Below are 24,923 nucleotides of genomic sequence, written 5' to 3' on the forward strand. Positions count from 1 at the left end.
CCCCCCTCGCCCCGCCAACCCCCTCCCCGGTCGCCCCCCCCCCCCCCCCGCGCCCCCCCCCCCGCCCCCCCCCCTCCCCTCCCCCCCCCCCCCCACTACAGGGCCTTACTGGAAGTTGTAGCGCACCACGTGGAAGAACACCGGCGCGGAGAACACCACCGAATCCAGGCGATCCAGGATGCCGCCATGGCCTTCGATCATCTCGCCCCAGTCCTTGGCGCCGAGGCTGCGCTTCACTGCCGACAACGCCAAGCCGCCAAGGAAGCCGCAGATCACGATCAGCAGCGACAAGGCTGCCGATTGCAGCGGTGAGAACGGGGTGATCCAGTACAGCGCCGCGCCTACGCCAGTTGCCGCCAAACCGCCGCCGACCAAGCCTTCAACCGTTTTCGAAGGGCTTACCAATGGCGCAAGCAGGTGTTTGCCGAACAGCTTGCCGAACACGTACTGCAGCACATCGCTGAGCTGTACCACCAGCAGCAGGTAGAACAGCAGCATCAGGTTCTGCCCTTCGTAGCCTGGAATGCGCAGCAGCATCAGCGCCGGTGCATGGCTGAGGCAGAACACGGTGAGCATCACACCCCACTGGATCTTGGTGTTGCGCTCCAGGAAGTTCTCGGTGTCACCGGACAGTGCCGATACCGCGGGCAAGGCAAGGAAGCCGTACACCGGAATGCACATGACAAACAGGCCGTACCAGTCAATACCGATCAGCCAGTACTGCAGCGGGATGGCGATGTAGAAGCACAGGCACAGAGCGAGATGGTCGCCACGTCGTGTTGGCGTCAGTGAGATGAATTCACGCAGCGCAAAGAACGACAACAGGCCGAAGAACACCAGCGTGGCGATCTTGCCGAGCACAAAGCAGAACAGCAGCACGGCGGCCATCACCCACCACGCACGGATGCGCGCGTTGAGGTTGTCGACCACCGAGCCGGGTTTGATCCGGCCAAGAATGAAGCCGATCGAGCTGGCGAGGATCAGCACGCCAAACACGCCGCCGATCATCCACCAGAAGCTGGGCGGCGCGCGATCAATGGCCTGCTGCAGGAAACTGCCCAGCGGGAGCTGTAGGAATACGTTGTTCATGCCAGCTCCACCACCGCGTTGCGCGCGCGTTCCAGAAACTGCGCCTTGTCTTCATCGGGAATGCGGGCCAACGGAGGCCCAAAGCGCGCGGTACATACCAGTGGCACCGGCACCATGCTGCCCTTGGGCAGCGCGCGCCGTGCGTTGTCCAGATACACCGGCACCAGTTCCACATGCGGGTAGTGCTGGGCCAGATGGAACAGGCCGGCCTTGAACGGCTGTGGCAGCGGTTCGTGGTTGCGGGTGCCTTCCGGGAACAGGATCAGTGAATCACCGGCATCCAAGGCGTCATGCAGCGGTTGCAGTGGATCGCTTTCGCACTTGCTGCGATCACGTTCGATCAACACCGCGTTGAAGCCCTTGTCGGCGATGACTTTGCGCACACCCTTGCTCCAGTAATCACGCGCGGCGACCGGTCGGGTGTGCTCGCGCAGGGCCGGTGGCAGTGCTGACCACAACGCAACCGTATCCAGGTGGCTGGAGTGGTTGGCGAAGTAGATGCGCTGGGTGTCGGTAGGGCGGCTGCCAACCCAACGCGGGTAGGCACCAATGAAAACCTTGACGGCGGCGACCAGCAGGCTTGAAAGCATCAGTTGCCTGCCTTGAGTTGCGCGGCAATTGCGCGGGTGCGGGTGATGCAGGTCAACAGCGAGCCGGCGGCGATAATGATGGCGGCGGCAGGCAGCACGTAATACGTGTGCGTGGTCAGTTGCTCGATGATGGCCAGCACGCAGGCCGCAGTGAGTACGAACATGCGGTGCTGTTTGGCCATCGGCCCGCGAAAGTCCTGGGCCAGGCCGAGGCTGGCACCGGACAGGCGCACATAGGCGGTAAGCGCGGCAAGCAAGGCGCCAAGCCAGCCCAACCAGGGCATGCCGGCGGCATAGCCGAGCGCGACGATCAGCAGGGAGTCGGCGATGCGGTCCGGGTATTCGTTGTAGAGCGCACCGGTCGGTGTCTGCTTGCCGCCCTCCATCGCCACCATGCCGTCGAGCAGGTTGCAGATCAGGCGCAGCTGGATGCCGACGGCACAGGCGATAAGCCCGGGTATGCCTGGCCAATACAGCAGCGCAGCGGCGCCGCCTGCGGCGAAGAAAATGCTGAGTACCGAGATCTGGTTCGGTGTGATTGAGGAGCGTGCCAACGCGGCGCTGAGGGCACGAGCCCAGCCGGTGGAACGGGCGGCAATTGGTCTACGGTCTTCCTTTCCCATGGGCCGATGGTAGTGCATTGGTCGTTAAGGAGAACAGGGAGCAGGGGGGGGGAGGCTGCCGGGGTGGGTTAGTGGATGGGCTTTGAGCGCTGTCCTGGCTTCGGCTTCTGCTTGTGTTTTGGGTTTGGGTTTGGGTTTGGCTTTGGTTTTGGTTTTGGTTTTGGTTGTGGCAGTTGCCTTGGCCTTGGCTTCGGCTTTGGCTTTGGCCTTGGCTTTGGCAGTTGCTGTTTGCTGTCCCTTCTCCCGCCTGCGGGAGAAGGTGCCCGGAGGGCGGATGAGGGCGCTTTTGGGGTTTTAGTTTTTGTTTTTGCTGGATCAAGAGCCAAAGCCAAAGCTGCCCTCATCCCAACCCTTCTCCCGTAGGCGGGAGAAGGGCTAAATCAATAGCCAAAGCAATAGCCAAAGCCAAAGCCCAAAGCCCAAAGCCCCAAAAAAAAATTGCCCTCGCAGGCAGCCTTCTTTGCTCAATCACGATCAGCGCAGGAAAGCGTGTCAGACCGCCTGCAGTCGCGCGCGTGTCTCTGCATCGGGGAAACCAAGCGTGAGATAACGAGGCGGGTGGATGTGCCGGGTGTCTTCACGCAGCAGGTGGCCAAGAATGGGTTGCGCCTGCTCCCAGTCAACCATCAGGGTCTCGGCCTCCCCATCATCCACAGGCATCACCAGAACCAATCGGTCGGTGCGTGGAAGTGAGCTGGCAATCCCATCGGTCCAGGCGCACAGCGAAACCCGCTCTTCGCTGTGGACCATGAAACTGGCAACAAACACATCTTCTTCATGCTTCTGGTGCACGCGCTCCAATAGCTGCTTCTGCAACGCGTAGGCATCAGTGTCGAGTTCCAGCCGGAGTTGTCGCTGGCGCTCGCGCAGGGCCGCATCGGCCAGAACATGCGCATGCAGCTGGCCGTCGTCGTAGCGCAGCACTTCCCAGGAGATCACGCGGCCATCGGCAAATGCGTTGGCGGCCAACTCCAGCATCTGCGCCTGCCCCTGCAGGTCGCCTTCGCCGGCAACCAGCAATACGTCACGCGTAGCCAGCATGAACACCGGCAGCCCGGCGACGGGCACCCGGTGCAGCAGATCTGGCAGCAGCGCGCGACTGCTGTCATACGCATCGCCCCAGGCGGCCTGGTAGACGCCGGGCATTACCTCGACGAAAGGTTCGTCGGGGCTTTGCCGCAGGTTGGCGCGGGCGATTGCCAGGGCCTGATCGAAGTCCACGCCCCAAGCTTCCTCCGGTCCGCGGGTGAGAGTGGCGGTGTGGTCGGGATGGTCTACCGCCAGCAGCTCGACGCACTCTTCGCTCAGGCGCCGGTACTGCAGCTGCATCGGCGGCGCGTCCCAGCCATCCTGCTCGGCATGGTGCAGGCTGATTTCCTCAAGCTGGGTGATGCTGCGGATCAAGGGGCGCAGCATGGGCCGGGTCTGCTCCCAGCTCATCGCGGCATCGTTGTCGTGGATGCCAAGCAAGCTGCTGAAGGACTGCAAGGCCTTGCGCTGTTGTCCGCGCGGAGCGCCCATGTAGGCGTGGTAGGCGTTGTGCAGGTTGAAGTAGGAGCCGTTGGCATGGCGGATGCGGAAGGTATCCGCTTCGTATTCCAGTTCATGCGGGTAGCCATTGCTGCGCACCGCGTCCATGAACTTGCGGGCAAACTGGTCCTGGTCGGGTTTGTCCTTGAACAGATTGCCGAAAAATGCTGAAAACATGCCAACCCTCCCTGTGTATGCGGCGCTTATCGTGTGGGGAGGCGTCGGTACTTGGCAAGGGCGGTTGTACAAAAAGCAGACGGGCCGCTTGCGCGGCCCGTCCGGGTAGAGCTTTCACCTGCCGCCGAACTTACTTCAGCTTTGCAGCCTTGCGCAGGGCTTCGGCACGGTCGGTGTTCTCCCAGGAGAACGCAGTCGCGTTCTGGGTCTTGCCGTCGCCGTCGACGTACGAGAATTCCTTCGGCTTGCGGCCGAAGTGGCCGTAGGCAGCGGTCTGCTGGTACATCGGGTGGATCAGGTCCAGCATCTTGATGATGCCGTACGGACGCAGGTCGAAGTGGGCGCGGATCAGCTTCTCGATCTGGGCGTCCGAAATCTTGCCGGTGCCGAAGGTGGTGACCGAGATCGAGGTCGGCTCGGCCACGCCGATGGCGTAGGAGACCTGCACTTCGCACTTGTCAGCCAGGCCAGCAGCAACCACGTTCTTGGCGACGTAACGGGCAGCGTAAGCGGCCGAACGGTCAACCTTGGACGGGTCCTTGCCGGAGAACGCGCCACCGCCGTGACGGGCCATGCCGCCGTAGGTGTCGACGATGATCTTGCGACCGGTCAGGCCGCAATCGCCGACCGGGCCGCCGATCACGAAGATGCCGGTCGGGTTGATGTGCACCTTGTTCTTCGGCAGCTTGTCCAGCCACGCCTTCGGCAGCACCGGCTTGAGGATGTGCTCGCGCACGGCCTCGACCAGGTCCTTCTGCTTCACGCCCGGATCGTGCTGGGTCGACAGCACAACGGCGTCAAGACCTTCGATCTTGCCGTCCTGGCCGTAACGCAGGGTCACCTGGCTCTTGGCGTCCGGGCGCAGCCACGGCAACGGCGAGTTCTTCTTCTTGCGGATCTTGGCCTGCTGCTCGACCAGACGGTGCGAGTAGTAGATCGGCGCCGGCATGAATTCCGGGGCTTCATTGCAGGCATAGCCGAACATCAGGCCCTGGTCACCAGCGCCTTGCTCTTCCGGCTTCTTGGCCTTCTTGTTGGTGCCGTCAACGCCGGCAGCAATGTCGGGCGACTGCTTGCCCAGCATGTTGATGATGGCGCAGGTGTGGCCGTCGAAGCCGACGTTGGAGTTGTCGTAGCCGATTTCGTTGATGACGTTGCGGGTCAGTTCTTCGATATCGACCCACGCCGAGGTGGTCACTTCGCCGGCGACAATTGCCGCACCGGTCTTGACCAGGGTTTCGCAGGCCACGCGGGCGCGTTTGTCCTGGGTCAGGATCGCGTCCAGCACCGCATCGGAGATCTGGTCGGCAATCTTGTCCGGATGGCCTTCGGAGACCGATTCGGAGGTGAACAGGTAGCTGGACATCGGGCTATATATCCCTTGATTCGGATGGAAAGATGGGCGCGCATCATACACGGTCGGCACCTTGACGGAATAGTGCCGAAGTGTCTGTTGCCATCCGGTTAAGCCACGGTCACCGGATTGCCGCAAAACCGCAACCGGCCTGCCTTGTGGCGGGCGCAGGCTCCCGGCCAATGGGCCGACAGGGAGACCTTGCCATGCAACAGATCGCGCAGCGCCTGCAGCAACGCTACCCCGATTGGTTCCACGGCCCGCGCCGACACCTGGCCCGGCCGCTATTGCGCACAGTGGGACGCTGGTCACGTTTCGACCAACTGGACGCCTTCCTGCAGCGCAGCGCCGGGTTACAGGGCTTCGCCTTCGTCAGCGCCGCGCTGGGCTTCCTCGACACCGGCTACGCAGTGGATGCGGCGGCGCTGGCGCGGATTCCGGTCAGTGGGCGCCTGCTGATCGTCGCCAACCACCCCTCCGGGGCGCTGGACGCGTTGGCACTGCTGGACGCAGTGGGCAGGGTCCGCAGCGACGTGCGGATCATCGCCAACGACATGCTGCTGGAGCTGGAGCCGCTGCGCGATCTGCTGCTGCCGGTGCGCATCCTCGGCGGCAGCGCCCAGCGGGCCAGCCTGCAGGCGGTGGAACAGGCGCTGCAGGCCGAGCAGTGCGTGATCGTATTCCCGGCCGGTGAGGTCTCGCGGCTGTCGCTGCAGGGCATCCGCGACGGTCGTTGGAACCGTGGCTTCGTCCGTTTTGCCCGTGCCTGCGACGCGCCGGTGCTGCCGGTACGGGTGCAGGCGCGCAATTCGGCGCTGTTCTACGGCGCCTCGGCGCTGTTCAAGCCGGCCGGCACCGCCTTGCTGGCGCGCGAGATGTTCGCTCGCCGCAAGCGGCCGCTGCGCCTGCAGATCGGCCAGCTGATGCGGCTGGACGCGCAGCAGGACCCGGCGCGGCAGCTGCAGGCGGTGCGGGATGCGCTGTACGCGCTGGGCAGGGAGCAGCGGAACGCCGAGTTGCGCGAGGAAGGCCCGCAGCCCCTGGCCGAGCCGATTGTCGCTGCCGACGTCGCCGCTGCCATCGACACCACCGAGCTGCTCGGCCAGACCAGCGACGGCAAGCAGATCCGGCTGGCCCAGTGCGCGGCCAACTCGCCGCTGCTGCTGGAACTGGGCCGGTTGCGGGAGCTGACCTTCCGCGAAGTGGGCGAGGGCACCGGCCGCAGCCGTGATCTGGATGATTTCGATCCGCTCTACCAGCACATCGTGGTCTGGGATGCGCCAGCCCAGCGCATTGCCGGTGCCTATCGGGTGATGCGCGGTGCACCGGCCTTGGCGCGCAGTGGCCTGCAGGGCCTGTATACCGCCAGCCTGTTCCGCTACTCGGACGATGCCATCCCGCGTATCGCCGAGGGCATGGAGCTGGGCCGCAGCTTCGTGGTGCCCGACTACTGGGGCAGCCGCAGCCTGGATTATCTGTGGCAGGGCATCGGCGCCTACCTCGCCAGCCAGCCGGGCGTGCGCTATCTGTTTGGCGCGGTATCTATCAGTGCCGCATTGCCACGCGAGGCGCGCGAACAACTGGTCGCCTATTACCAGCAGTACTACGGGGCTGGCCGCAGCCTGGCCGAGTCGAACCGGCCGTTCCAGTACTTCGCCGCGCCACCAAGTTTCGGCGAGCTGGACACGCAGGCGGCGTTCGACGTGCTCAAGGCCAATCTGGCGACGCTGGGTACCAGCGTGCCGACCTTGTACCGGCAGTACACCGATCTGTGTGAGCCGGGTGGTGCGCGTTTCCTTGCGTTCGGCGTCGATCCGGATTTCAGCGATTCCATCGACGGCCTGATCGAAGTGGATCTGCAGGCCATCCGCCCGCACAAGCGCAAACGCTATCTGCGCGATGCCGGAGCAGTTGTATGAGCCCGGTGCCGGTGCTGCCGCCGCACCGGCGCGCGGTGTTCATCTCCGACACGCATCTGGGCGCGCGCCATTGCCATGCGGCGGAACTGGCGCGCTTCCTCACCAGCCTACGTTGCGAACGCCTGTATCTGGTCGGCGACATCGTCGATCTGTGGTGGCTTTCGCATAAGCGAGCGACCTGGCAGCAGGCGCATAACGAGGTGATCGAGGCCTTGCACGCGCTGCGTCGTGCCGGCACCGAGATCATCTACATCCCCGGCAATCACGATGCACCACTGCGTCGCACCTGCGGCCTGATGCTGCCGGCCATGCAGGTTCGCCGGCGCGCGATCCACACCACCGCCGATGGTCGTCGCATGTTGGTCGTACATGGCGATGACTACGACGGCGCTACCCATTTTGGTGGGTTGCAGGAACGCTTCGGTGACTGGCTGTACTACCGCATCCTCACCGGTAACCGTCTGCTCAACGCTGCGCGGCGTCGGCTTGGCCTGCGCTATTGGTCGCTGTCGGAATTCCTCAAGCGGCAGAGCGGTGCGGCCGAACGCTATATCGAGCGTTTCGTGCAGGCCGGGCTGGCCGATGTGCGACGGCGCGGCTTGGACGGCATCATCTGCGGGCATATCCATCGCGCGGCGCTGGTCGAGCGCGATGGTTTGGTCTACGCCAATGATGGTGACTGGGTGGAAAGCCTGACCGCGCTGGCCGAGGACCAGGATGGCAGCCTGCGCCTGCTCGACCATTCCGGCCGCAGTCTGGCCTGCCTGCCGGGAACCCTGCGGTTGGCGCAGGCGGCCTGATTGCCCGGCTGACTTCTTCCTCACTCGGTGGGCGGCTATGCTGGGGCCAGCCAACGAGCAGGGAGTATCGGGGTGGCAGGTAAGCAGCCAACATCGGTAGCGACAGGGTTGTGCATGCTGTGGATGTTGTTGGCGCCACCGGCTGTGGCGGCAGAGGTGGTGCCTGCCTTGAGTTACGAGCAGGCGCGGCAGCGCCTGGAGCAGGTGTCCGACGCGCTGGCCGCCGCCGATGCCGGGGTGCGTAACAAGTTGGACCTGCAGGACGCCAGCCGCTACCTGCGGCTGCCGGAAATCACCGCCGACGTGCGCCGCATGCAGTTCCAGAAGACCTTGAACCTGCCATTGGGCTCGCTGGCGCCAGTCGCTGAGGCGTTCGGCATCGAGTCGCCGCTCGAGTTCGGCGAGCGCGACTGGCGCACGCGTCCAATTGTTACTGCCAGCGTGCCCTTGTACAGCGGTGGCCTGATCCCGGCCGCGCAAGGCGCCGCACAGGCCGCCAGTGATCTGGCCCAGGCCGATCGTGAACTGCAGCGGCAGTCGTTGTCGCTACAGTTGGTGCAGGCCTACTTCGGCCAGCAGTTGGCCGAGCAGGCGGTGCAGGTGCGCCGTGACGTGCGTGACGGCTTGCAGCGGCATCTTGAGGATGCACAGAAACTCGAGCGCGAGGGCTTCGCCACCAAGGCGCAGCGTTTGCAGGCCAACGTCGCGCGTGACAAGGCCGAGCGCGAATACCAGAAGGCCGTCAACGACCTGTCCACCCTGCAGCAGGCCTTGGCCACCTTGCTGCGTAGCGGCGGCACGGTAGCGACTACCTCGCCGTTGTTCGTGATCAACGGTCCAGTTGGTGCCCGCGAGGAGTTCGAGCGCAGTGCCCAGCAGCGGCATCCGCAGGTTGGCCGTTTGCGCGCGCTGACCGCGCAGGCCGAACAGGGCGTGCGTGCACAGCAGGCCAAGCTCAAGCCGCAGATCTATCTGTTTGGCCAGTACGACCTGCGTCGTCGCGATGCGTTGTTGACCGATGCCGACTGGGCGTTCGGCATTGGCCTGCGTTACACCTTCCTGTCGCCAACGGCGCGGCCGCTGCAGGTCAGCGCTGCGCGCGCGCAGCTGGAGCAGGCGCAGTCGGGCCTGAGCGAAGTGGAGAACCAGCTGCAGCTCGGTGTCGGCAAGGCATGGAACGAACTGGAGACCGCCCGCGTGCAGTTCCAGCTGCTGGACAGCAGCATCGCCCAGGCGCAGGAAAACCTGCGCCTGCAGGAGCTGTCGTTCCGCGAAGGCCAGTCCACCTCACTGGATGTGATCGACGCGCGGCTCGGCTTGGGCGGGGCGCAGGTGGAGCGTGCACAGGCTGCCTATCAATTCGACGTGGCGCTGGCGCAGCTGCTGGAAGTGAGCGGGCAGCTGCAACGTTTTGACGACTACCGCCAACGCGCGGACAAGGTGCTGGAATGAGCGATTCGCTGCAGGTGGAGACCAGTCCGCGGCAACGCCGCGTGTTTCTGATTGCCGGCGTGGTGCTGCTGGTGCTGGTGGCGGTCGGCCTGTGGCTGGGCCTGCGCAGCCCACCGGACCAGGTGCAGGGCATGGCCGACGCCGACAACGTCAACGTCGCCGCCAAGGTCACTGCGCGCCTGCAGCAGTTGCATGTGCGTGAGGGCGACCGGGTCAAGGCCGGGCAGGTGCTGTTCGATCTCGACAGCCCCGAGGTTGCCGCCAAGGAGCGCCAGGCCGACGCGGTTGTCGCTGCTGCCACGGCGATGGCGTCCAAGGCAGAGGAGGGCGCACGCAGCGAGGACATCCGTGCTGCCGAAGCCAACTGGAAGCGCGCACAGGCCGGCGCGGAGCTGGCGACCAGCACCTTCCGCCGGCTCGACAATCTTTATGCCGAAGGCGTGGTAAGCCGGCAGAAGCGCGACGAAGCGCAGGCACAGGCGCGCAGTGCCAACGAGCTTACCCGCGCTGCCCGCGCGCAATACGACCTTGCCCTTGCCGGTGCGCGCGTGCAGGACAAGGACGCAGCGCTGGCACAGGTGCGCCAAGCCGAGGGTGCCAAGGCCGAGGTCGATGCGGCCCGGCAGGAAACCCAGGGTCGCGCGCCGCTGGCTGGCGAGGTTGGCAAGCGCATGGCCGATATCGGCGAACTGGTACCGGCCGGCTATCCGGTTTTCACCCTGGTCGACATCGACCATATGTGGGTGGCGCTGAACCTGCGCGAGGACCAGATGAACGGGCTCAAGCCCGGCGCCCGTCTGCAGGGCACGATTCCGGCGCTGCAGGACCGCGGTGCGGCGTTTGAGGTCTACTTCATCAATCCGGCCGGTGACTACGCCACCTGGCGCAGCACCCGTCAGTCGTCCGGCTATGACGTGCGCAGTTTCGAAGTTCGGGCGCGGCCGCAGCAGCCGATCGAAGGATTCCGGCCGGGCATGAGCGTGCTGTTTGCATGGCCACAGGACTGACACCGGGCAAGGCCTTCGCCGCCTCGCTGCGGCGCGAGTTGCAGCACTGGCGCAGCGACCGCTGGGAGCTGGCGCTGGTGACGCTGCTGCCAGTGCTGTTGATGGCGCTGATGATGTGGTTGTTCTCCGGCTCGGTACTGCGGCAGGTACCGATCGCCTTGGTTGATCTGGACCACAGCCCGACCAGCCGTGGCTTGGCGCGTGCCATCGACGACAGCCCCGGCGTGCAGGTGGCAAGTCAGCCGGCGTCGCTGCAGCAGGCGCAGGCACAGCTGCGTGCGCTGGAGGTGTTTGCGATCGTGCTGATACCGCGCGACCTGAGCCGGCGCGCGCTGCGTGGCGAAACGGTACCGGTCTACGCCTTCTACAACGCCACCTACATGGCCACCGGGCAATCGGCCGGGCGCGATATCGGCGACGCGGTAAGTGCCTATAACGCGCGCATGCTCAAGGAGCAGATTGCGTTGCAGGTTGGCCCGGCAAAACTGCGTGGGCCGCCGGTGACGGCGCAGGCGACGGTGCTGTACAACCCGGCGCGCAGCTATGAATTGTTCCTGCTGCCGCTGATCTTCCCGGCCATGCTGTCCTTGCTGGCTGCGCTTGCAGCCGGTGCCGCGTTTGGTCGCGAGCAGCGCGATGGGCTGCTTGGCAGCTGGCTGCAGCAGCGGCCGTGGGCAACGATGGCCGGCAAGCTGTTTCCGTATGTCGCCCTGTTCTCGCTGTATGGCGCGGCGGGGGTGATCTATCTGGCCTACGTGCGTGGTGATGGCATGGCCGGCAGCCTGTGGCTGATGCTGTTGGCGCAGCCGCTGTTCTATCTGGCCTGCTGCAGTTTCGCGCTGCTGTTCATCGCCGTGACCCGCGACATCTGCACCGGGCTGTCGGCGGTAGGTCTGACGATTGGTACGGCGTTGGCGTTTTCCGGCGCCACCTTCCCGGTGATCGAGGCACCGTTGTTCACCCGCATCTGGAACCTGTTGCTGCCGCTCACCGCCTACGTGCAGGTGCAGATGCAGCAGTTGTTCATGGGCGCGCCGTGGCAGGTATCGCTGCGGCCACTGACGATATTGCTGTTGATGAGTCTGGTGGCCGGTGGCTTGGGTGCAGGCCTGCTGTTGCGTGCGGCCCGCCAGCAGGCGCGCGCATGAGCGGCTTCGTGACCAGCTTCCGCATCACCCTGCAGGCAATGTTCGCCGACCCGGCGGCGCGCGCGGTGATGATAGGCGCGGTGCTGCTGTACTCGTTCTTCTACCCGGCGGCGTATCGCCATCAGGTTGCCAGTGATCTGCCGATCGCGGTGGTGGATGCTGATCACAGCGCAACCAGTCGCGAGCTGATCCGGCATGTGGACGCACTGCTGGCGGTGCGGGTGGTCAGCCAGCCGCCGGATCTGGCCCAGGCCAAACAGCAACTGCTGCGCGGCGAGGTGGATGGCATCGTGCTGATCCCGCAGCGGCTGGAGCGCGACATCCTGCGTGGCGGCAGTGGGCAACTGGTGTTGCTGGGTAACGGCGCCTACCTGAGCCGGGCCAGTGCCATCCTCAACGGCCTGGCCGAAGGCATCACCGGCTTTGGTCGCCAACAAGCGCTGCGCCAGGCCGCCTTCATGGGCGCGCCGCAGGCAGCGCCGCTGCAGTTGGTGCAGCGCCCGCTGTACAACACCCGCGAAGGCTATGGCAGCAGCGTGGTGCCCGGCGTATCGGAACTGATCGTGCATCAGACCCTGCTGCTCGGTATCGGTGTATTGCTGGGCAGCCGCCGCGCGCAGCTGGGCAGGCGATTGCAGTTCGACCTGCCGACCTTGTCGGGCATGGCCTTTGCGTTCACCGTGGTGGCGGTGTGTGGGCTGCTGTACTACGTCGGCTTCACTGCCTGGGCGCAGGACTATCCGCGCGGCGGCAATATCCCCGGGATGTTGTTGGCGGTGCTGCTGTTCGCGCTCGCGACGGTGCCATTCGGGATGCTCATCGCCAGCTTCTTCGATACCCGCGAGCGGGCCTTCCAATATGTCACCGCGGTGTCGATTCCGCTGTTCTTCCTGTCCAACCTGTCGTGGCCGGCGATTGCCTCGCCGCCAGCGCTGGTGGCACTGGCCAAGTTGCTGCCGACTACTGCCGGCATCAACGCCATCGTCCGCACCCAGCAGTTGGGTGCACGCCTGCCTGAGATCAGTGGCGAGCTGCTCAACCTGCTGTTGCTGGCGCTGCTGTACGGCGGCCTGATGCTGTGGCGACTGCATGGCCGGCGGCAGGGCTGAGCGCAGCGTTGGCTGCTAGCATCGGCGCATGGATTCCCTCAGTCAGATCGTTCTCGGTGGCGCCATCGCCGCCGCCATTACCCCCGCCGCGCATCGGCGCGCCGCCTTGCTTGCTGGCGCTGCGCTGGCCACGCTGCCTGATCTGGACGGCTTGGCGATCATGGCCTTCACCGACAACCCGGTGAGCCTGATGACGGTGCACCGCAGCTTCAGCCATTCGCTGTTCGTGCTGCCTTTGTTGGGCACCTTGATCTGGTGGTTGTACAAGCGCTTCGGCCATGGCCGGGTTGCCCAGGCGCCAGTGCGCTGGTGGTGGGCGATAGTGCTTGCGTTGGTGACGCATCCGCTGCTGGATGCCTTCACCGTTTACGGCACGCAGCTGTGGTGGCCGCTGACGCCGCCACCGACGATGTGGTCCAGCGTCTTCATCATCGACCCGCTGTATACGATCTGGTTGTTGATTGGCTGCAGCATTGCCTGGTTCGCACGCGCTCGGCCCTTGGCGCAACGCGCGCTGGTGGCGGGATTGGTGTTGAGCACCGGCTATCTGGGCTGGTCGTTGATCGCCAAGGCGCAGGTGGACCGAGTGGCCGCGCAGTCACTGGCGCATATGGGCTTGGCCGATGCGCCGCGTTTCTCGGTGCCGATGCCTTTCAACACCTTGCTGTGGCGGGTGGTGGCGATGACGCCGCAGGGCTATGTGGTCGGCGATCGTTCGCTGTGGGCCGATCACGGGCCGATGCAGTTCGAGGGTTACCCGTCGAATGTGCAGGCGCTGCGACAGGCCGCCGATGTGCCTGCGGTGCAGCGACTGAACTGGTTCAATCATGGCTTCATGCGCGCGCAGGTAGTGGATGGCGAGCTGGTGCTCAGCGATCTGCGCATGGGACTGGAGCCCGATTACAACTTCAACTTCGCCGTTGCCAGCGAACGCGATGGGCAGTGGCAGGCGATGCCGCCACGGCAGGTGATGCCTGCGTATCGGCAGGCGGGCAATCGCGACGTATTGAAGCAGCGCTTGGCGCTGATGTGGCAGCGCATCTGGCGGGCGCCTGTTGCAACCGGCGCCGCAACTCAGTAGACCGTGGCGCGGGCCTGCACGAAGGAATAGAAGAACACCGCATTGGGGTCGTTCTGCACCTGGGTGAACTCGGCGCGCATGCCTTCCACCGTGGCCTGATCGACCTTGCCAGCTTCGAGCAACTGCTCTGCTGCGGACAGCAGCAGCTCTTCCCATAGCGCGAACATCACCTTGCGCCGTGCTGGTTCGCGATTGTCGAGGTGCACGGTCTTGGTCTGCGTCTGCACATCGCGGAAACCGCCGGCCAGCAGCAGGTTGCCGAGCTTGGCACCGACGAACGGGTCGCCACCGCTGTCGATCTGGAAATCGTTGAACGCCATCCAATAGCGCCACAGGTTGGGCGAGTAGGGATCCAGCAGGAACGAGGCATTCATCACCTCGGTGACGAACACCGGCGAGCCCGGGCTCAGCACCCGCCGCACTTCGGCCAGCGCGCGCGCGGGCGAGGGGACGTGCTCCAGCACCCAGCACAGGAAGGCGCCGTCGAAGCTGCGCGGTTCGAACGGCAGGTCGGTGGCATTGGCGCGCTGGAACTCGACGCGCTCCTGCAGCCACGGCATCTGTGCCAGATGCGCGTTGGCGGCAGCCAGCTGGCGCTCGTTGAGGTCGATGCCGGTGACCCGCAGGTCGGGGAAGCGGCGTAGCAGGATTTCGCTCTGCGCACCGACGCCGCTGCCTACTTCGAGGATGTGGCGGGAGTTGCGGAAGTCGATGTCGTGGAAGATCGCCGGTTCAAACAGGCGTGCCTGCTTGCGTAGCCGCTCCTGTTCGTTCGCGGAGAAGCCATGCAGGTAGGGGAAGTCGTTGAGAGTCATGAAAACAGCGTCGTGCAGTGATTCGCCCAGTATCGCCAGCCGGTGTTACCGCAGCGCATGCATAACGGAACCCAGCATTGCGGTGCCGCAGGCAATGTCGGCGCGGCGCGGGTTTGCGGCCATGGGCGGCTGATAGCCATTGGTTCTGAAAATTGACCGAATTGGAATCAGGCTTTGGTGAGAGCTTGGAGGGGAGCTTCCCGCGGGCGAAAAGGCGAAAACGGCATTTGTTCTGAAAATGAAACGAATTATTGGTTTTCTAGTAATTGTTCTAATTTTGATGGCAAATACAATGGCGGCCATCAAGCAAAGGCCGGCGGTGTTGTCGGCCTGCTTTCCCCTGAAGGAAACGATCATGAACAGCCAAGTCATCTCCCTGTACAAGAAGCGCCGTTCCCAGTACGCCCTCGGCAAGCAGCTGCCGATCAGCCAGGACGACACCACCCAGCTGATCAAGCAGGCCATGCGCGAAGCACCGTCGGCCTTCAACGCGCAGTCCTCGCGCGCGCTGATCCTGTTCGGTGACCACAGCCAGAAGTTCTGGGAGCTGACCAAGGAAGAACTGCGCAAGATCGTACCGGCCGATGGCTTTGCCGCCACCGAAGCCAAGCTCAACAGCTTCGCCGCAGGTGCCGGCACGGTGCTGTACTTCGTCGATACCGACGTGGTGAAGGGCCTGCAGGAGCAGTTCGCCCTGTATGCCGACAACTTCCCGGTCTGGGCCGAGCAGTCCAACGGCATGGCCCAGTTTGCGGTGTGGACCGCGCTGGCTGACGCTGGCGTCGGTGCCAGCCTGCAGCACTACAACCCGCTGGTGGACGACGTGGTGCGTGCGCACTGGGGTGTGCACAGCAACTGGCAGCTGCGTGCGCAGATGCCGTTCGGCTCGAATGAAGCTCCGTTCGGCGAAAAGACCTTCATGGAAGACGAAGCACGCTTCAAGGTATTCGCCTGATCAAAGTGTTCGGCTGATTTCGAGTGGTGCGGTTCTCTCCCCCGCGCACCGCTGACAGTCGAACGGACCCACCAGCGCAAGCTGGTGGGTTTTTTTTACCTGTAGTGCCGAGCCATGCTCGGCAGAGGCTCCATGCACAATTTGACAGATCGCCTGTAACGCCCCAGCCGAGCATGGCTCGGCTCTACAGGGCTTCATGCACAATCGGACAGATCGTCGGTAACGCCCCAGCCGAGCATGGCTCGGCTCTACAAGGGTTTCCTGCGCAATCTGACAGGTCGTCGGCAACGCGCCAGCCGAGCATGGCTCGGCTCTACAGCGCGTACGCTGTTTCGCCGGCTACCTGCGCATCAAAATAGTCGCGGGTCAGCTGGATCTGCGCGTCGGCGGTCTCCGCAGCGTTGACCACCGCACGGAACGCGGCATTCTCCGGGCGATCCTTCGCATACCAACCCAGATGCTTGCGGGCGATGCGCACGCCCTGCGGTTCGCCGTAGAAGGCGTGCAGGTCGGTCAAATGGCCCAACAGGATGTCGCGTACTTCTTCCACTGAGGGCGGTGGCAGTTCTTCGCCGGTGGCCAGGTAATGGGCGATCTCGCGGAAGATCCACGGCCGGCCCTGCGCGGCGCGACCCACCATCACCGCATCGGCACCGGTGAGCTTGAGCACCTGCTCGGCCTTGCGCGGTGAATCCACGTCGCCGTTGGCCAATACCGGAATCTTCAACATCGCCTTGATCGCGGCGATGGTCTCGTACTCGGCCACGCCGGTGTAATGCTGGTCGCGGGTACGGCCGTGAATGGCCAATGCGGCGATGCCGCTGTCTTCGGCGATACGGGCGATGGTTGGTGCGTTACGCACCTCCGCGCACCAGCCGGTACGGATCTTCAGTGTCACCGGCACATCGACTGCGTTGACCACCGATTCGAGAATGCGCGCGACCAGTGCTTCGTCGCGCATCAATGCCGAACCGGCCCAGGCATTGCAGACCTTTTTGGCCGGACAGCCCATGTTGATATCAATGATCTGCGCGCCGTGGTCAACGTTGTAGCGTGCCGCCTCGGCCAGCTGCTGCGGTTCGGTACCTGCGATCTGCACGCTGATAGGCGCCGGTTCACCGGCATGGTCCATGCGATGTATGGACTTGCGGGTGGTCCAGAAGCGCGGGTCGCTGATGGTCATTTCCGAGGCGGCCAGACCCGCGCCGAGCCGTTTGCACAGCTGGCGGAATGGCTTGTCGGTGACGCCGGCCATGGGCGCGAGCACCACGTTGGGCGCAATGGTGTAGGGGCCGATCTGCATGTGGGTATTGTAAGGCGGCGGGTCGTAACCCGCGCTGTGTGGAGATATGGGGACGTAGGGATGTGGGAGCGGCATAAGCCGCGAAGCTGGCAAACCAGCAGCGCCCACCCGGTCCTCCACTTGCCTGCGGCAGAGGGAGGGCGAAAAAGTTGTGGGAGCGGCGTAAGTCGCGAAGCCAAAGTGCCGACCGGCATCATCTGCTCCGCGGCTTACGCCGCTCCCACATCTCTTTACATCGGTTTCCGGTTGAACCCCAGCGCAGCATGGCTGCGCTTTACATGAGACCGATCAGACGTCGGCCGGGGTCATCCGCGGCATCGCCAGCGCGGCGCCTTCGTTCTCGGTGGAGCGGGCGGCGTACAGGTTGGCAAACCGGACATGCTTGATGAACGAAGATTCCGGTGCTGCTGCCAGCGACGCGGCCAGCGCGCCGTTGAAGGCATCGCCGGCACCGGTGGTGTCCACCACTTGTACCGATTCGGCCGGCACGCGGTAGTACGGCTGGCTGTCGCTGCGCAGCTTGTCTTCATCGTGCGAGACAAACACACCCACCGCACCCAGCGTCACCACCACGGTGTTGCCGGACAGCTTGCGGCACAGGGCGTGCAGGCTGGCACCGTCCAGCGCTGCCACGTCGTCGGCCTCGATGCGTTCGCCGACATGACGGCTGAGCAGGGCGGCAAACTCGGTTTCGTTCGGGGTCAGCACGTCGGCCAGCTTGAGCAGGCTGATGGTGGACGGGGCGTTGGCCGGAGCGGCGTTGAGCATGGTCAGCACGCCGGCCTCGCGGGCCTGCGCCAGCGCGGCTTCGATGGTTTCAACCGGCGACTCGAGCTGGGCCAGCAGCACCTTGGCACCACCGATCAGGGCGGCGTTGGCGGCGACGAAATCGCTGCTCAGCGAGGCATTGGCACCGGCGCCGATCACGATCGAGTTGCGGCCACGGCCATCGACGTAGATGCCAGCGGTACCGGTGGGCTCGGCAGTGGCTTCGGCCACCAGCGCGATGCCGTCGGCACTGGCCAGCTGGCGGGCGAGGTCGCCGCCAGCATCAGCACCGAGCGCGCAGACAAAGCTGGTGTCAGCACCGGCGCGGCGAGCCGCGACGGCCTGGTTGAAGCCCTTGCCACCGGGACCTGTGCTGTAACGGCCAGCGATGGTCGCTCCCGGCGCGGGCAGGGTATCGCAGCGCCAGACGTGATCGACATTGAAGGAACCGGCAACGACTACAGAACTCATGGAATCTTTGTCTCTAAGGTGGCGATGAAACAGCAGCTGCGATGGCTTGGCCATCTGACTCGGCCGCCTTGCAGCGGCCGGGCCGGATCAGCTGGATTGAATCAACTGAAGTGGGTCAGCACGCCGGCAATGGTGGCGGTCATCAAGGTGGCAATGGTGCCGCCCAGGACTGCACGCAGGCCGAACTTGGCCAGGTCCTGGCGACGGTCCGGAGCCAAGCCGCCAATGCCGCCGATCTGGATGGCAATGGAGCTGAAGTTGGCGAAGCCGCACAGCGCGTAGGTCGCGATCAGGCGGCCTTCTTCGCTCAAGGTGGTGCCAGGAACGTTGCCCTGGATGATCTGCGACAGGTCCATGTAGGCGACAAATTCGTTGATCACGACCTTCTGGCCAATCAGCGAACCCACGGTGGTGGCGTCAGCCCACGGCGTGCCGATCACCCAGGCGATCGGGGCCAGCACGTAGCCGAAGATGGTTGCCAGATTGGTCGGCTTGCCGATGGCGGCGGCCAGGCCGGTGACGTCGCCGATCCAGGTCAGTGGCGCATTGAGCAGGGCGATCAGGGCGATGAAGGCCAGCAGCATCGCGCCGATGTTCAGCGCAAGGCGCAGGCCATCAGCGGCGCCACCAGCGGCGGCGTCGATGATGTTGGAGGAGGTCTTCTCCACTTCCATCTTGACCGTGCCGCGGGTCAGCGGGGTGCCGGTTTCCGGCACCAGCAGCTTGGCGACGACCAGCGTGGCCGGCGCGGCCATGATCGAGGCGGCCAGCAGATGCTTGGCGTAGAAGGCCTGCGAGGCCGGATCGCCACCGCCGAGCATGCCGACATAAGCAGCCAACACGCCGCCAGCGATATGCGCCATGCCGCCGATCATCATGGTGATCAGCTCGGACTGGGTCATCTTGGAGATATACGGGCGCACGGTCAGCGGCGCTTCGGTCTGGCCGATGAAGACGCTGGCGCAGACGCTGGTGGTTTCAGCGCCGGACACGCGCATCACCTTGGTGATGGCCGCAGCCATGACCCGCACGATGGCCTGCATCACGCCCAGGTGGTACATCACGCCCATCAGTGCCGAGAAGAAGATGATGGTCGGCAGCACCTGGAAGGCGAAGATGAAGCCGTACTTGGGAATGTCCATCAGGCTGCCGAAAATGAAGTTGGAACCTTCATTGACGAAGCTCAGAATCTTGACGAAGCCCTTGCCCAGCCAGTCGAACACGTCGCGACCACCCGGAACCAGCAGCACCAGCGCCGCAAAAGCGATCTGCAGAGTGATGCCGGTAGCAACCAGCTTCCAGTCAACGGCTTTCTTGTTATTGGAAAACAGCCAGGTGATGCCCAAAAGCACCGCCAGGCCGAACAGGCCGAAGCCGATTCTGCCCAAACCTTCGAACATGAGTAATCCCCGGGCGAGCCCGCAAAAGACGCAAGCCTAGAGCAGCGGCTGATGCCGGGCAAGAATATCTCCGGCATAAGCAGGCATTTGCTGGGATTGCGCCGGTATCGGCAAGGTCTGCGGACCTGCCAGATGCGCAGTCAGGGTTACACTGGCGGCCTGTCTGCGCGAATTCTGCGCACCGTCCTACGTTGGAGCCAGCCATGCAATACCGTCGTCTCGGGTCGTCCGGCCTGCAGCTGTCCGCCTTGTCGTTTGGTGCCTGGGTAACCTTTGGCAGCCAGATCGGGCGCGACGAGTCGCGCAACCTGATCGCCGCGGCCTGGGACAACGGGGTCAACTTCTTCGACAACGCCGAGGGCTACGCCAAGGGCCGCGCGGAGGAGGTGATGGGCGATGTCATCGCCGACCTGCGGCTGCCGCGCGATGGCTATTGCGTGTCGTCCAAGGTGTTCTTCGGCTCGGCCGAGGAGCCGGCGCCGACCCAGCGCGGGCTGTCGCGCAAGCACGTCACCGATGCCTGCCACGCCGCGCTCAAGCGCCTGCGGGTGGACTATCTGGATCTGTACTACTGCCACCGTCCGGATGCGGAGACGCCGATCAGCGAAACCGTGCTGGCGATGGACAACCTGATCCGCCAGGGCAAGGTCCTGTACTGGGGCACCTCGGAGTGGTCGGGCGTGCAGATTGCCGAGGCCGTTGCCTTTGCCCGCGCCAACCATCTGTATGCGCCGACCATGGAGCAGCCGCAGTACAACCTGCTGCACCGCGCCCGTGTGGAGCAGGAGTACGCGCCGTTGTATGCCGATGCCGGTTTGGGCACCACGATCTGGTCGCCGCTGGCCTCTGGCCTGCTGACCGGCAAGTACAACGACGGCATTGCCGACGATTCGCGCCTGGGGCAGTCCTCGCTGGGCTGGCTGCAGGCCTCGGTGCTGGGCGAGCCGGCCGATGATCGTCTGGGCAAGGTGCGCCGTTTCACCGCTTTGGCTGCCGAGCTGGGCGAATCGCCGGCACAGCTGGCCATTGCCTGGTGTCTGCGTAATCCGCAGGTGTCCAGCGTGATCCTGGGTGCAAGCCGGGTGTCGCAGCTGGAAGAGAACCTGCGCGCGCTGGACGTGCTGGCGCGGGTGGAAGAGGGCGCCTGGCAGCAGATCGAGGCGATCTTCGCCTGATAGCGCGGTTGTAGTGCCGAGCTATGCTCGGCAGTGCCTTGCCCGCAGGGTTTCAGGCTCGTGTTTGTGGGATTTGTGGGATTTGTGGGAGCGGCGTAAGCCGCGAAACCACAGGTCTGTCAGCTTGCGGGCAGGTGGATGATCAGGGTGCCGGTAAGGCCTCTGCCGAGCATGGCTCGGCACTACAGCAGGCTTGGCTTTTGTAGGAGCGGCGTAAGCCGCGAAGCCACAGGTCTGTCAGCTTGCGGGCAGGTAGGTGATCTCGGCTGCGCCAGCTTCGCGGCTTATGCCGCTCTCACAAGCGGAGCAGGATGCCGGTATAGCCCCTGCGGAGCATGGCTCGGCACTACGGCCTTTCAGCCGGGATGGTGCGCCGGTAAAGCCCCTGCCGAGCATGGCTCGGCACTACAGGTGGAGCGAATGGCTCTGTCCGGCAGGGTTTGGCAGCGGATTGCGGAGTTGTTGTAAATAGTTCTTGCATCGTTATTGAGAATCATTATCATCAACTCCGTCCCCAGCACGGAATCACGATGATGTCGGCCCAGCCCGTTATGCTCCGCCCCCGTACCCTCCACCTGCCGCAGCGCCCGGTCCAGTTGTTGCCGGTCGATGGCGTTGTCGATAGCGGTGCCCTGCTCAAGGGCCAACGCGAGATCGTGATCCAGCATGGCGATAAGTTCTATCGCCTGCGACATACCAGCAACGACAAGCTGATCCTTACCAAGTAAGCCGCAGCACGGCCGCATTCGCCGCAGTCAGCGTGCTCGCGCTTGGCCCCTGAATGCACAGCTCTCTCCCCCCTTGACTGCAGTCTGGTTGCTCCGGCAACCGGGCTGTCTGTCAGGGGTTTTGTTCACTCCACGATTCCAGGCCTCCATGATCCGTCCAACTGTCTTGACTGCTGCCCTGTGGGCGGTGCTGTCGCCCGCGCATGCAGAAAACGTGGCCTTGCCCGTCGCCCATGAATTCGACCGCGTCCAGGTCACCGCCACCCGTACCGAGCGTGCACTCAGTGATGTCGCTGCCACGGTAGACGTGATCGACCGCGAGCAGCTGGACAAGCAGTTGGCCAACGACATCGCCGACCTGGTGCGCTACGAGCCGGGCGTGTCGGTTACCCGCAGCGCGACCCGTTTCGGCCTGGGCGGCTTCCGCATCCGTGGCCTTGATGCCAACCGCGTGCTGATCCAGACCGACGGCATCGCCATGCCGAAGAGTTTCAATATCGGCAGCTTCGCCAACAGCAACCGCAACTTCACCGATCTGGAGACGCTCAAACGCGTGGAAATCGTGCGCGGCCCGGCCAGCTCGCTATATGGCTCGGACGCTTTGGGTGGCGTGGTGGCCTTCGTCACCAAGGACCCGGCGGACTACCTCAAGGACGGCAAGGACAGCTATGTCGGCCTGAAGTTTGGCTATGACGGTGAGTGGAAGGGCCTGCTGGCCGGTGCAACCGCTGCTTGGGGCGGTGAACATTGGAGCGGCATGGTCAACGTCAACCATCATCAGGGTCAGGAGACCGGCAACAAGGGTGATGTGCGCAGCATGGACTACACCCGGACCGCGCCGAATCCGCAGGAACGCGACGGCCGCAGCGTGCTGGCCAAGCTGGTCTATGCGCCGGATGAAAGCCAGCGCTTCCGCCTGACCGTTGAAGGCAACGAGGACAGCACCGATACCGACGTGTTTTCTTCGGTCAACAACAATCATCCGGTGGCAGCGTCGCGCACCACCACCGACATGACCGCGCACGACACTCAGAACCGCACGCGCCTGTCGTTCGCCCACGAAATGGATGCGCTGGACGCAGCCTTCGCCGACAGCATGAACTGGCAGATCTATCGCCAGAACAGCGAAACCAAGCAGGTCACCAACGAAGGCCGTACCAATGGCAGCCGCCGTCATCGCGCCTTCCATTTCGATCAGCTGGTGTACGGCGCGCAGCTGCAGTTCAACAAGGCCTTGCAGACCGGTTCGGTCGAGCACGCGCTGACCTGGGGCTTCGATGGCGCGCAGACCGATATCCGCCAGAAGCGCGATGGCTACCAGGTGCTGGCCAACGGCACCACCAGCCCCAACATCTCGCCGGACAACTTCCCGGTGCGCGATTTCCCGATCAGCAAGACCACCGAACTCGGCCTTTACGTACAGGACGAAATGCGCCTGGCCGATGGTCGTCTATCGCTGGTGCCGGGCCTGCGCGTTGACCATTACCGGCTCAAGCCCGAGCTGGATGCGATCTTCAGGGAAGACAATCCGAACATGGCGGTGGCCTCGCTGACCAAGACCAGCGTGTCGCCGAAGCTGGGCGTGGTGTGGCGTTTCGACGATCAATGGTCGGTGTTTGCCGGCTATGCGCATGGCTTCCGCTCGCCGCCTTACAACGACGTCAATCTTGGTTTCACCAATCTGACCTTTAATTACACCGCCATTCCCAATCCGGACCTGAAGCCGGAAACCAGCAATGGTGTGGAGTTGGGCGTTCGTTACGTCAGCCCGGTCGCTTATATGAGCGTCAGCGGCTACTGGAATGACTACCGCGATTTCATCGAATCGCAGCGCTATGTGGGCAACAATGCACAGGGCTTGATGGTGTTCCAGTCGCAGAACATCGCCGATGCGCGCATCTATGGTGCCGAGCTGAAGGCTGGTGTCGATTTCGCCCAGGTCAGCGACGCGCTGAAGGGCTGGGGCCTGCGTGGCGCGGTGGCATGGGCGCATGGGCAGAACCGTACCGCGGATACGCCGTTGGACTCGGTGGATCCGCTGCGCGGCACCGTCGGCCTGCTGTACGACCGCGACGACTGGGGCGTGGAACTTGCCGGTACCTTTGCCCGCCGCAAGGACCGCGTCGCTGCAGCCACGGCTTACCGCCCGGCCGGCTATGGCGTGCTCGACCTGATGGCGCATTGGGATTTCGCACCGGGTGCCAAGTTCAATGTCGGTGTGTTCAACCTGACCGATCGCAACTACATCGACTGGTCCAGCATCACTTCCACGCTGGCCTCCAACAGCAGCGTGATCGACCGTTTCAGCAACCCGGGTCGCACCGTTTCGGCCAGCGTCTCGGTGTCCTGGTAAGCAACAACGTTAGCGGTTCCTCCAGGAGCCGGCGAAGGAGCGCATCGTGGCCATGGATGGCCATCCCTTCCATTCGCATAAGGAACACCCATGAAGCTGCTTTCCGCCAGCCTGCCGCTGCTGCTTGTTGCCAGCACCGCTGCCAGCGCCGCTACTGCTGATATCGCCCGTGACCACGACAGCATCCTGAAGATGCAGGGTGAGTACACGGTGGACTTCGCCTTCGATGAAACCGTGCTGCTCAAGCCCGGCTACGAACGCGCGTCGGCGATGCGCAGCGGTGGTGATGAAGTGGTGATCGTGGTTGAGGACACGCCGCGGCGTATCGTGCTGCAGCACCTGCTGGTGGACACCAAGAGCGGCCATGTCACCAAGCACTGGCGCCAGGACTGGGTCTATGAAGCGCCGCAGCGTTTCGAGTTCACCGCCGAGCAGACCTGGACCGTGCGTCCCATTCCTGCTGCGCTCAATCAAGGTGCCTGGACGCAGTGCGTCTACGAAGTCAGCGACGCACCGCGCTACTGCGGCACCGGTCGCTGGAGCTACAACAACAATGTGCCGACCTGGACCAGTGACCTGAGCTGGCGCCCATTGCCGCGCCGCGAATACACCAAGCGCAGCGACTACAACGCGTTGGCGGTAGTGAACCAGCACACGCTTACCCCGAATGGCTGGACCCATGAGCAATTCAACACCAAGGTGCAGCGCAATGCCGACGGCAGCCAGGTGGAGATCGCGCGCGAATTCGGTTTCAACGACTACATCAAGACCACCGAAGTGGACTTCAAGCCAGCACGCGATTACTTGGCCGCCACCGCGCCGTTCTGGGCGCAGGTACGCCAGCGTTGGGATGGCTTCCTTGGCCAGCCGCCGGGCGTGCACCTGAAGACCAAGCTCGATGGCATGGCGATGATCATGCCGCTGTTCCAACAAGCCGAGGAGATCCAAGGCGGCGCGGCGCTGGACACCGGCAAGATCGATGCGGTGTTTGCCAAGTATGTGGAAGCCGCCAAGTAAGTTGGCCGTGCCCGGCTTTTTTTGATCTTGTGGGAGCGGCGTCAGCCGCGAAGCTACCG

22 protein-coding genes are annotated in these 24,923 nt (G+C 64.2%); 12 read left to right on the plus strand and 10 right to left on the minus strand.

Features of this window, described 5'->3' with window-relative positions; genetic code table 11:
- Nucleotides 1–105 precede the first annotated feature (105 nt).
- From ACVOLR_RS13065 to metK, 5 genes are all read right to left on the minus strand, one after another.
- A complete protein-coding gene (locus ACVOLR_RS13065; protein ID WP_481536846.1) occupies nt 106–1,008 on the minus strand; it encodes a phosphatidate cytidylyltransferase in 903 nt (300 codons plus the stop codon).
- Between the two features lie 77 nt (nt 1,009–1,085).
- On the minus strand, nt 1,086–1,679 hold the full coding sequence (locus ACVOLR_RS13070; RefSeq protein ID WP_481536810.1) for a lysophospholipid acyltransferase family protein: 594 nt from the start codon (nt 1,677–1,679) through the stop codon (nt 1,086–1,088).
- Nucleotides 1,679–2,302: a CDP-alcohol phosphatidyltransferase family protein gene (locus ACVOLR_RS13075; RefSeq protein ID WP_481536811.1), complete on the minus strand. Its 624-nt coding sequence runs from the start codon at nt 2,300–2,302 to the stop codon at nt 1,679–1,681. Before ACVOLR_RS13075 ends, ACVOLR_RS13070 begins: the two co-directional genes overlap by 1 nt.
- 492 nt (nt 2,303–2,794) lie before the next feature.
- Complete coding sequence (locus tag ACVOLR_RS13080) at nt 2,795–4,009, minus strand: DUF1444 domain-containing protein (RefSeq protein ID WP_481536812.1); 1,215 nt, start codon at nt 4,007–4,009, stop codon at nt 2,795–2,797.
- Nucleotides 4,010–4,139: 130 nt separating this feature from the next.
- Nucleotides 4,140–5,375: a methionine adenosyltransferase gene (gene metK, locus ACVOLR_RS13085; RefSeq protein WP_481514047.1), complete on the minus strand. Its 1,236-nt coding sequence runs from the start codon at nt 5,373–5,375 to the stop codon at nt 4,140–4,142.
- A gap of 194 nt (nt 5,376–5,569) precedes the next feature.
- Between metK and olsF the strand changes: the two genes are divergently transcribed.
- The 7 genes from olsF (at nt 5,570) to ACVOLR_RS13120 (ending at nt 13,879) form a co-directional block, all read left to right on the plus strand.
- Nucleotides 5,570–7,282: a bifunctional ornithine lipid synthase OlsF gene (gene olsF / locus ACVOLR_RS13090; RefSeq protein ID WP_481536813.1), complete on the plus strand. Its 1,713-nt coding sequence runs from the start codon at nt 5,570–5,572 to the stop codon at nt 7,280–7,282.
- Entirely contained in the window at nt 7,279–8,082 is an 804-nt protein-coding gene (locus tag ACVOLR_RS13095) for a UDP-2,3-diacylglucosamine diphosphatase (RefSeq protein ID WP_481536814.1), read from the plus strand. The genes olsF and ACVOLR_RS13095 overlap by 4 nt, the downstream gene beginning before the upstream one ends.
- 114 nt (nt 8,083–8,196) lie before the next feature.
- Entirely contained in the window at nt 8,197–9,534 is a 1,338-nt protein-coding gene (locus tag ACVOLR_RS13100; RefSeq protein ID WP_481536815.1) for a TolC family protein, read from the plus strand.
- Entirely contained in the window at nt 9,531–10,541 is a 1,011-nt protein-coding gene (locus ACVOLR_RS13105) for an HlyD family secretion protein (protein WP_481536816.1), read from the plus strand. The genes ACVOLR_RS13100 and ACVOLR_RS13105 overlap by 4 nt, the downstream gene beginning before the upstream one ends.
- The gene (locus tag ACVOLR_RS13110; protein ID WP_481536817.1) at nt 10,526–11,689 is read left to right on the plus strand and encodes an ABC transporter permease; all 1,164 of its coding nucleotides are present in this window, start codon (nt 10,526–10,528) and stop codon (nt 11,687–11,689) included. The genes ACVOLR_RS13105 and ACVOLR_RS13110 overlap by 16 nt, the downstream gene beginning before the upstream one ends.
- Entirely contained in the window at nt 11,686–12,798 is a 1,113-nt protein-coding gene (locus tag ACVOLR_RS13115; RefSeq protein ID WP_481536818.1) for an ABC transporter permease, read from the plus strand. The genes ACVOLR_RS13110 and ACVOLR_RS13115 overlap by 4 nt, the downstream gene beginning before the upstream one ends.
- Nucleotides 12,799–12,826: 28 nt before the next feature.
- On the plus strand, nt 12,827–13,879 hold the full coding sequence (locus ACVOLR_RS13120; RefSeq protein WP_481536819.1) for a metal-dependent hydrolase: 1,053 nt from the start codon (nt 12,827–12,829) through the stop codon (nt 13,877–13,879).
- On the opposite strand, the gene ACVOLR_RS13125 is transcribed toward ACVOLR_RS13120, so the two are convergent.
- The gene (locus ACVOLR_RS13125; protein ID WP_481536820.1) at nt 13,873–14,694 is read right to left on the minus strand and encodes a methyltransferase domain-containing protein; all 822 of its coding nucleotides are present in this window, start codon (nt 14,692–14,694) and stop codon (nt 13,873–13,875) included. The two genes, ACVOLR_RS13120 and ACVOLR_RS13125, sit on opposite strands and share 7 nt — an antisense overlap.
- A gap of 45 nt (nt 14,695–14,739) precedes the next feature.
- A complete protein-coding gene (locus ACVOLR_RS13130) occupies nt 14,740–15,051 on the minus strand; it encodes a hypothetical protein (protein ID WP_481536821.1) in 312 nt (103 codons plus the stop codon).
- On the opposite strand from ACVOLR_RS13130, the gene ACVOLR_RS13135 reads away from it, so the two are divergent.
- On the plus strand, nt 15,050–15,649 hold the full coding sequence (locus ACVOLR_RS13135; RefSeq protein WP_481536822.1) for a nitroreductase family protein: 600 nt from the start codon (nt 15,050–15,052) through the stop codon (nt 15,647–15,649). The genes ACVOLR_RS13130 and ACVOLR_RS13135 overlap by 2 nt on opposite strands.
- 313 nt (nt 15,650–15,962) lie before the next feature.
- On the opposite strand, the gene dusB is transcribed toward ACVOLR_RS13135, so the two are convergent.
- The 3 genes from dusB to ACVOLR_RS13150 all read right to left on the minus strand — a co-directional run bounded on the left by dusB (nt 15,963) and on the right by ACVOLR_RS13150 (nt 19,591).
- A complete protein-coding gene (gene dusB, locus ACVOLR_RS13140) occupies nt 15,963–16,952 on the minus strand; it encodes a tRNA dihydrouridine synthase DusB (RefSeq protein ID WP_481536823.1) in 990 nt (329 codons plus the stop codon).
- Between the two features lie 288 nt (nt 16,953–17,240).
- The gene (locus ACVOLR_RS13145; protein WP_481536824.1) at nt 17,241–18,191 is read right to left on the minus strand and encodes a ribokinase; all 951 of its coding nucleotides are present in this window, start codon (nt 18,189–18,191) and stop codon (nt 17,241–17,243) included.
- 101 nt (nt 18,192–18,292) lie between these two features.
- Complete coding sequence (locus ACVOLR_RS13150; protein WP_481517968.1) at nt 18,293–19,591, minus strand: NupC/NupG family nucleoside CNT transporter; 1,299 nt, start codon at nt 19,589–19,591, stop codon at nt 18,293–18,295.
- Nucleotides 19,592–19,794: 203 nt separating this feature from the next.
- Here ACVOLR_RS13150 and ACVOLR_RS13155 point away from each other — a divergent pair, with 203 nt between their 5' ends.
- From ACVOLR_RS13155 to ACVOLR_RS13170, 4 genes are all read left to right on the plus strand, one after another.
- A complete protein-coding gene (locus ACVOLR_RS13155) occupies nt 19,795–20,766 on the plus strand; it encodes a potassium channel beta subunit family protein (RefSeq protein WP_481536825.1) in 972 nt (323 codons plus the stop codon).
- 533 nt (nt 20,767–21,299) lie between these two features.
- Nucleotides 21,300–21,494 carry a hemin uptake protein HemP gene (hemP, locus tag ACVOLR_RS13160; protein WP_282273037.1) on the plus strand — a complete coding sequence of 65 codons (195 nt, stop codon included), beginning with the start codon at nt 21,300–21,302 and terminating at the stop codon, nt 21,492–21,494.
- 148 nt (nt 21,495–21,642) lie between these two features.
- Nucleotides 21,643–23,847, plus strand: a complete 2,205-nt coding sequence (locus tag ACVOLR_RS13165) for a TonB-dependent hemoglobin/transferrin/lactoferrin family receptor (RefSeq protein ID WP_481536826.1) — start codon at nt 21,643–21,645, stop codon at nt 23,845–23,847.
- A gap of 90 nt (nt 23,848–23,937) precedes the next feature.
- Nucleotides 23,938–24,864 (plus strand): DUF6607 family protein, encoded by a 927-nt coding sequence (locus tag ACVOLR_RS13170; RefSeq protein WP_481536827.1) that lies wholly within the window; start codon nt 23,938–23,940, stop codon nt 24,862–24,864.
- The last annotated feature ends 59 nt before the right edge of the window (nt 24,865–24,923 follow it).

The organism is Stenotrophomonas sp. STEN030 (assembly GCF_056759995.1).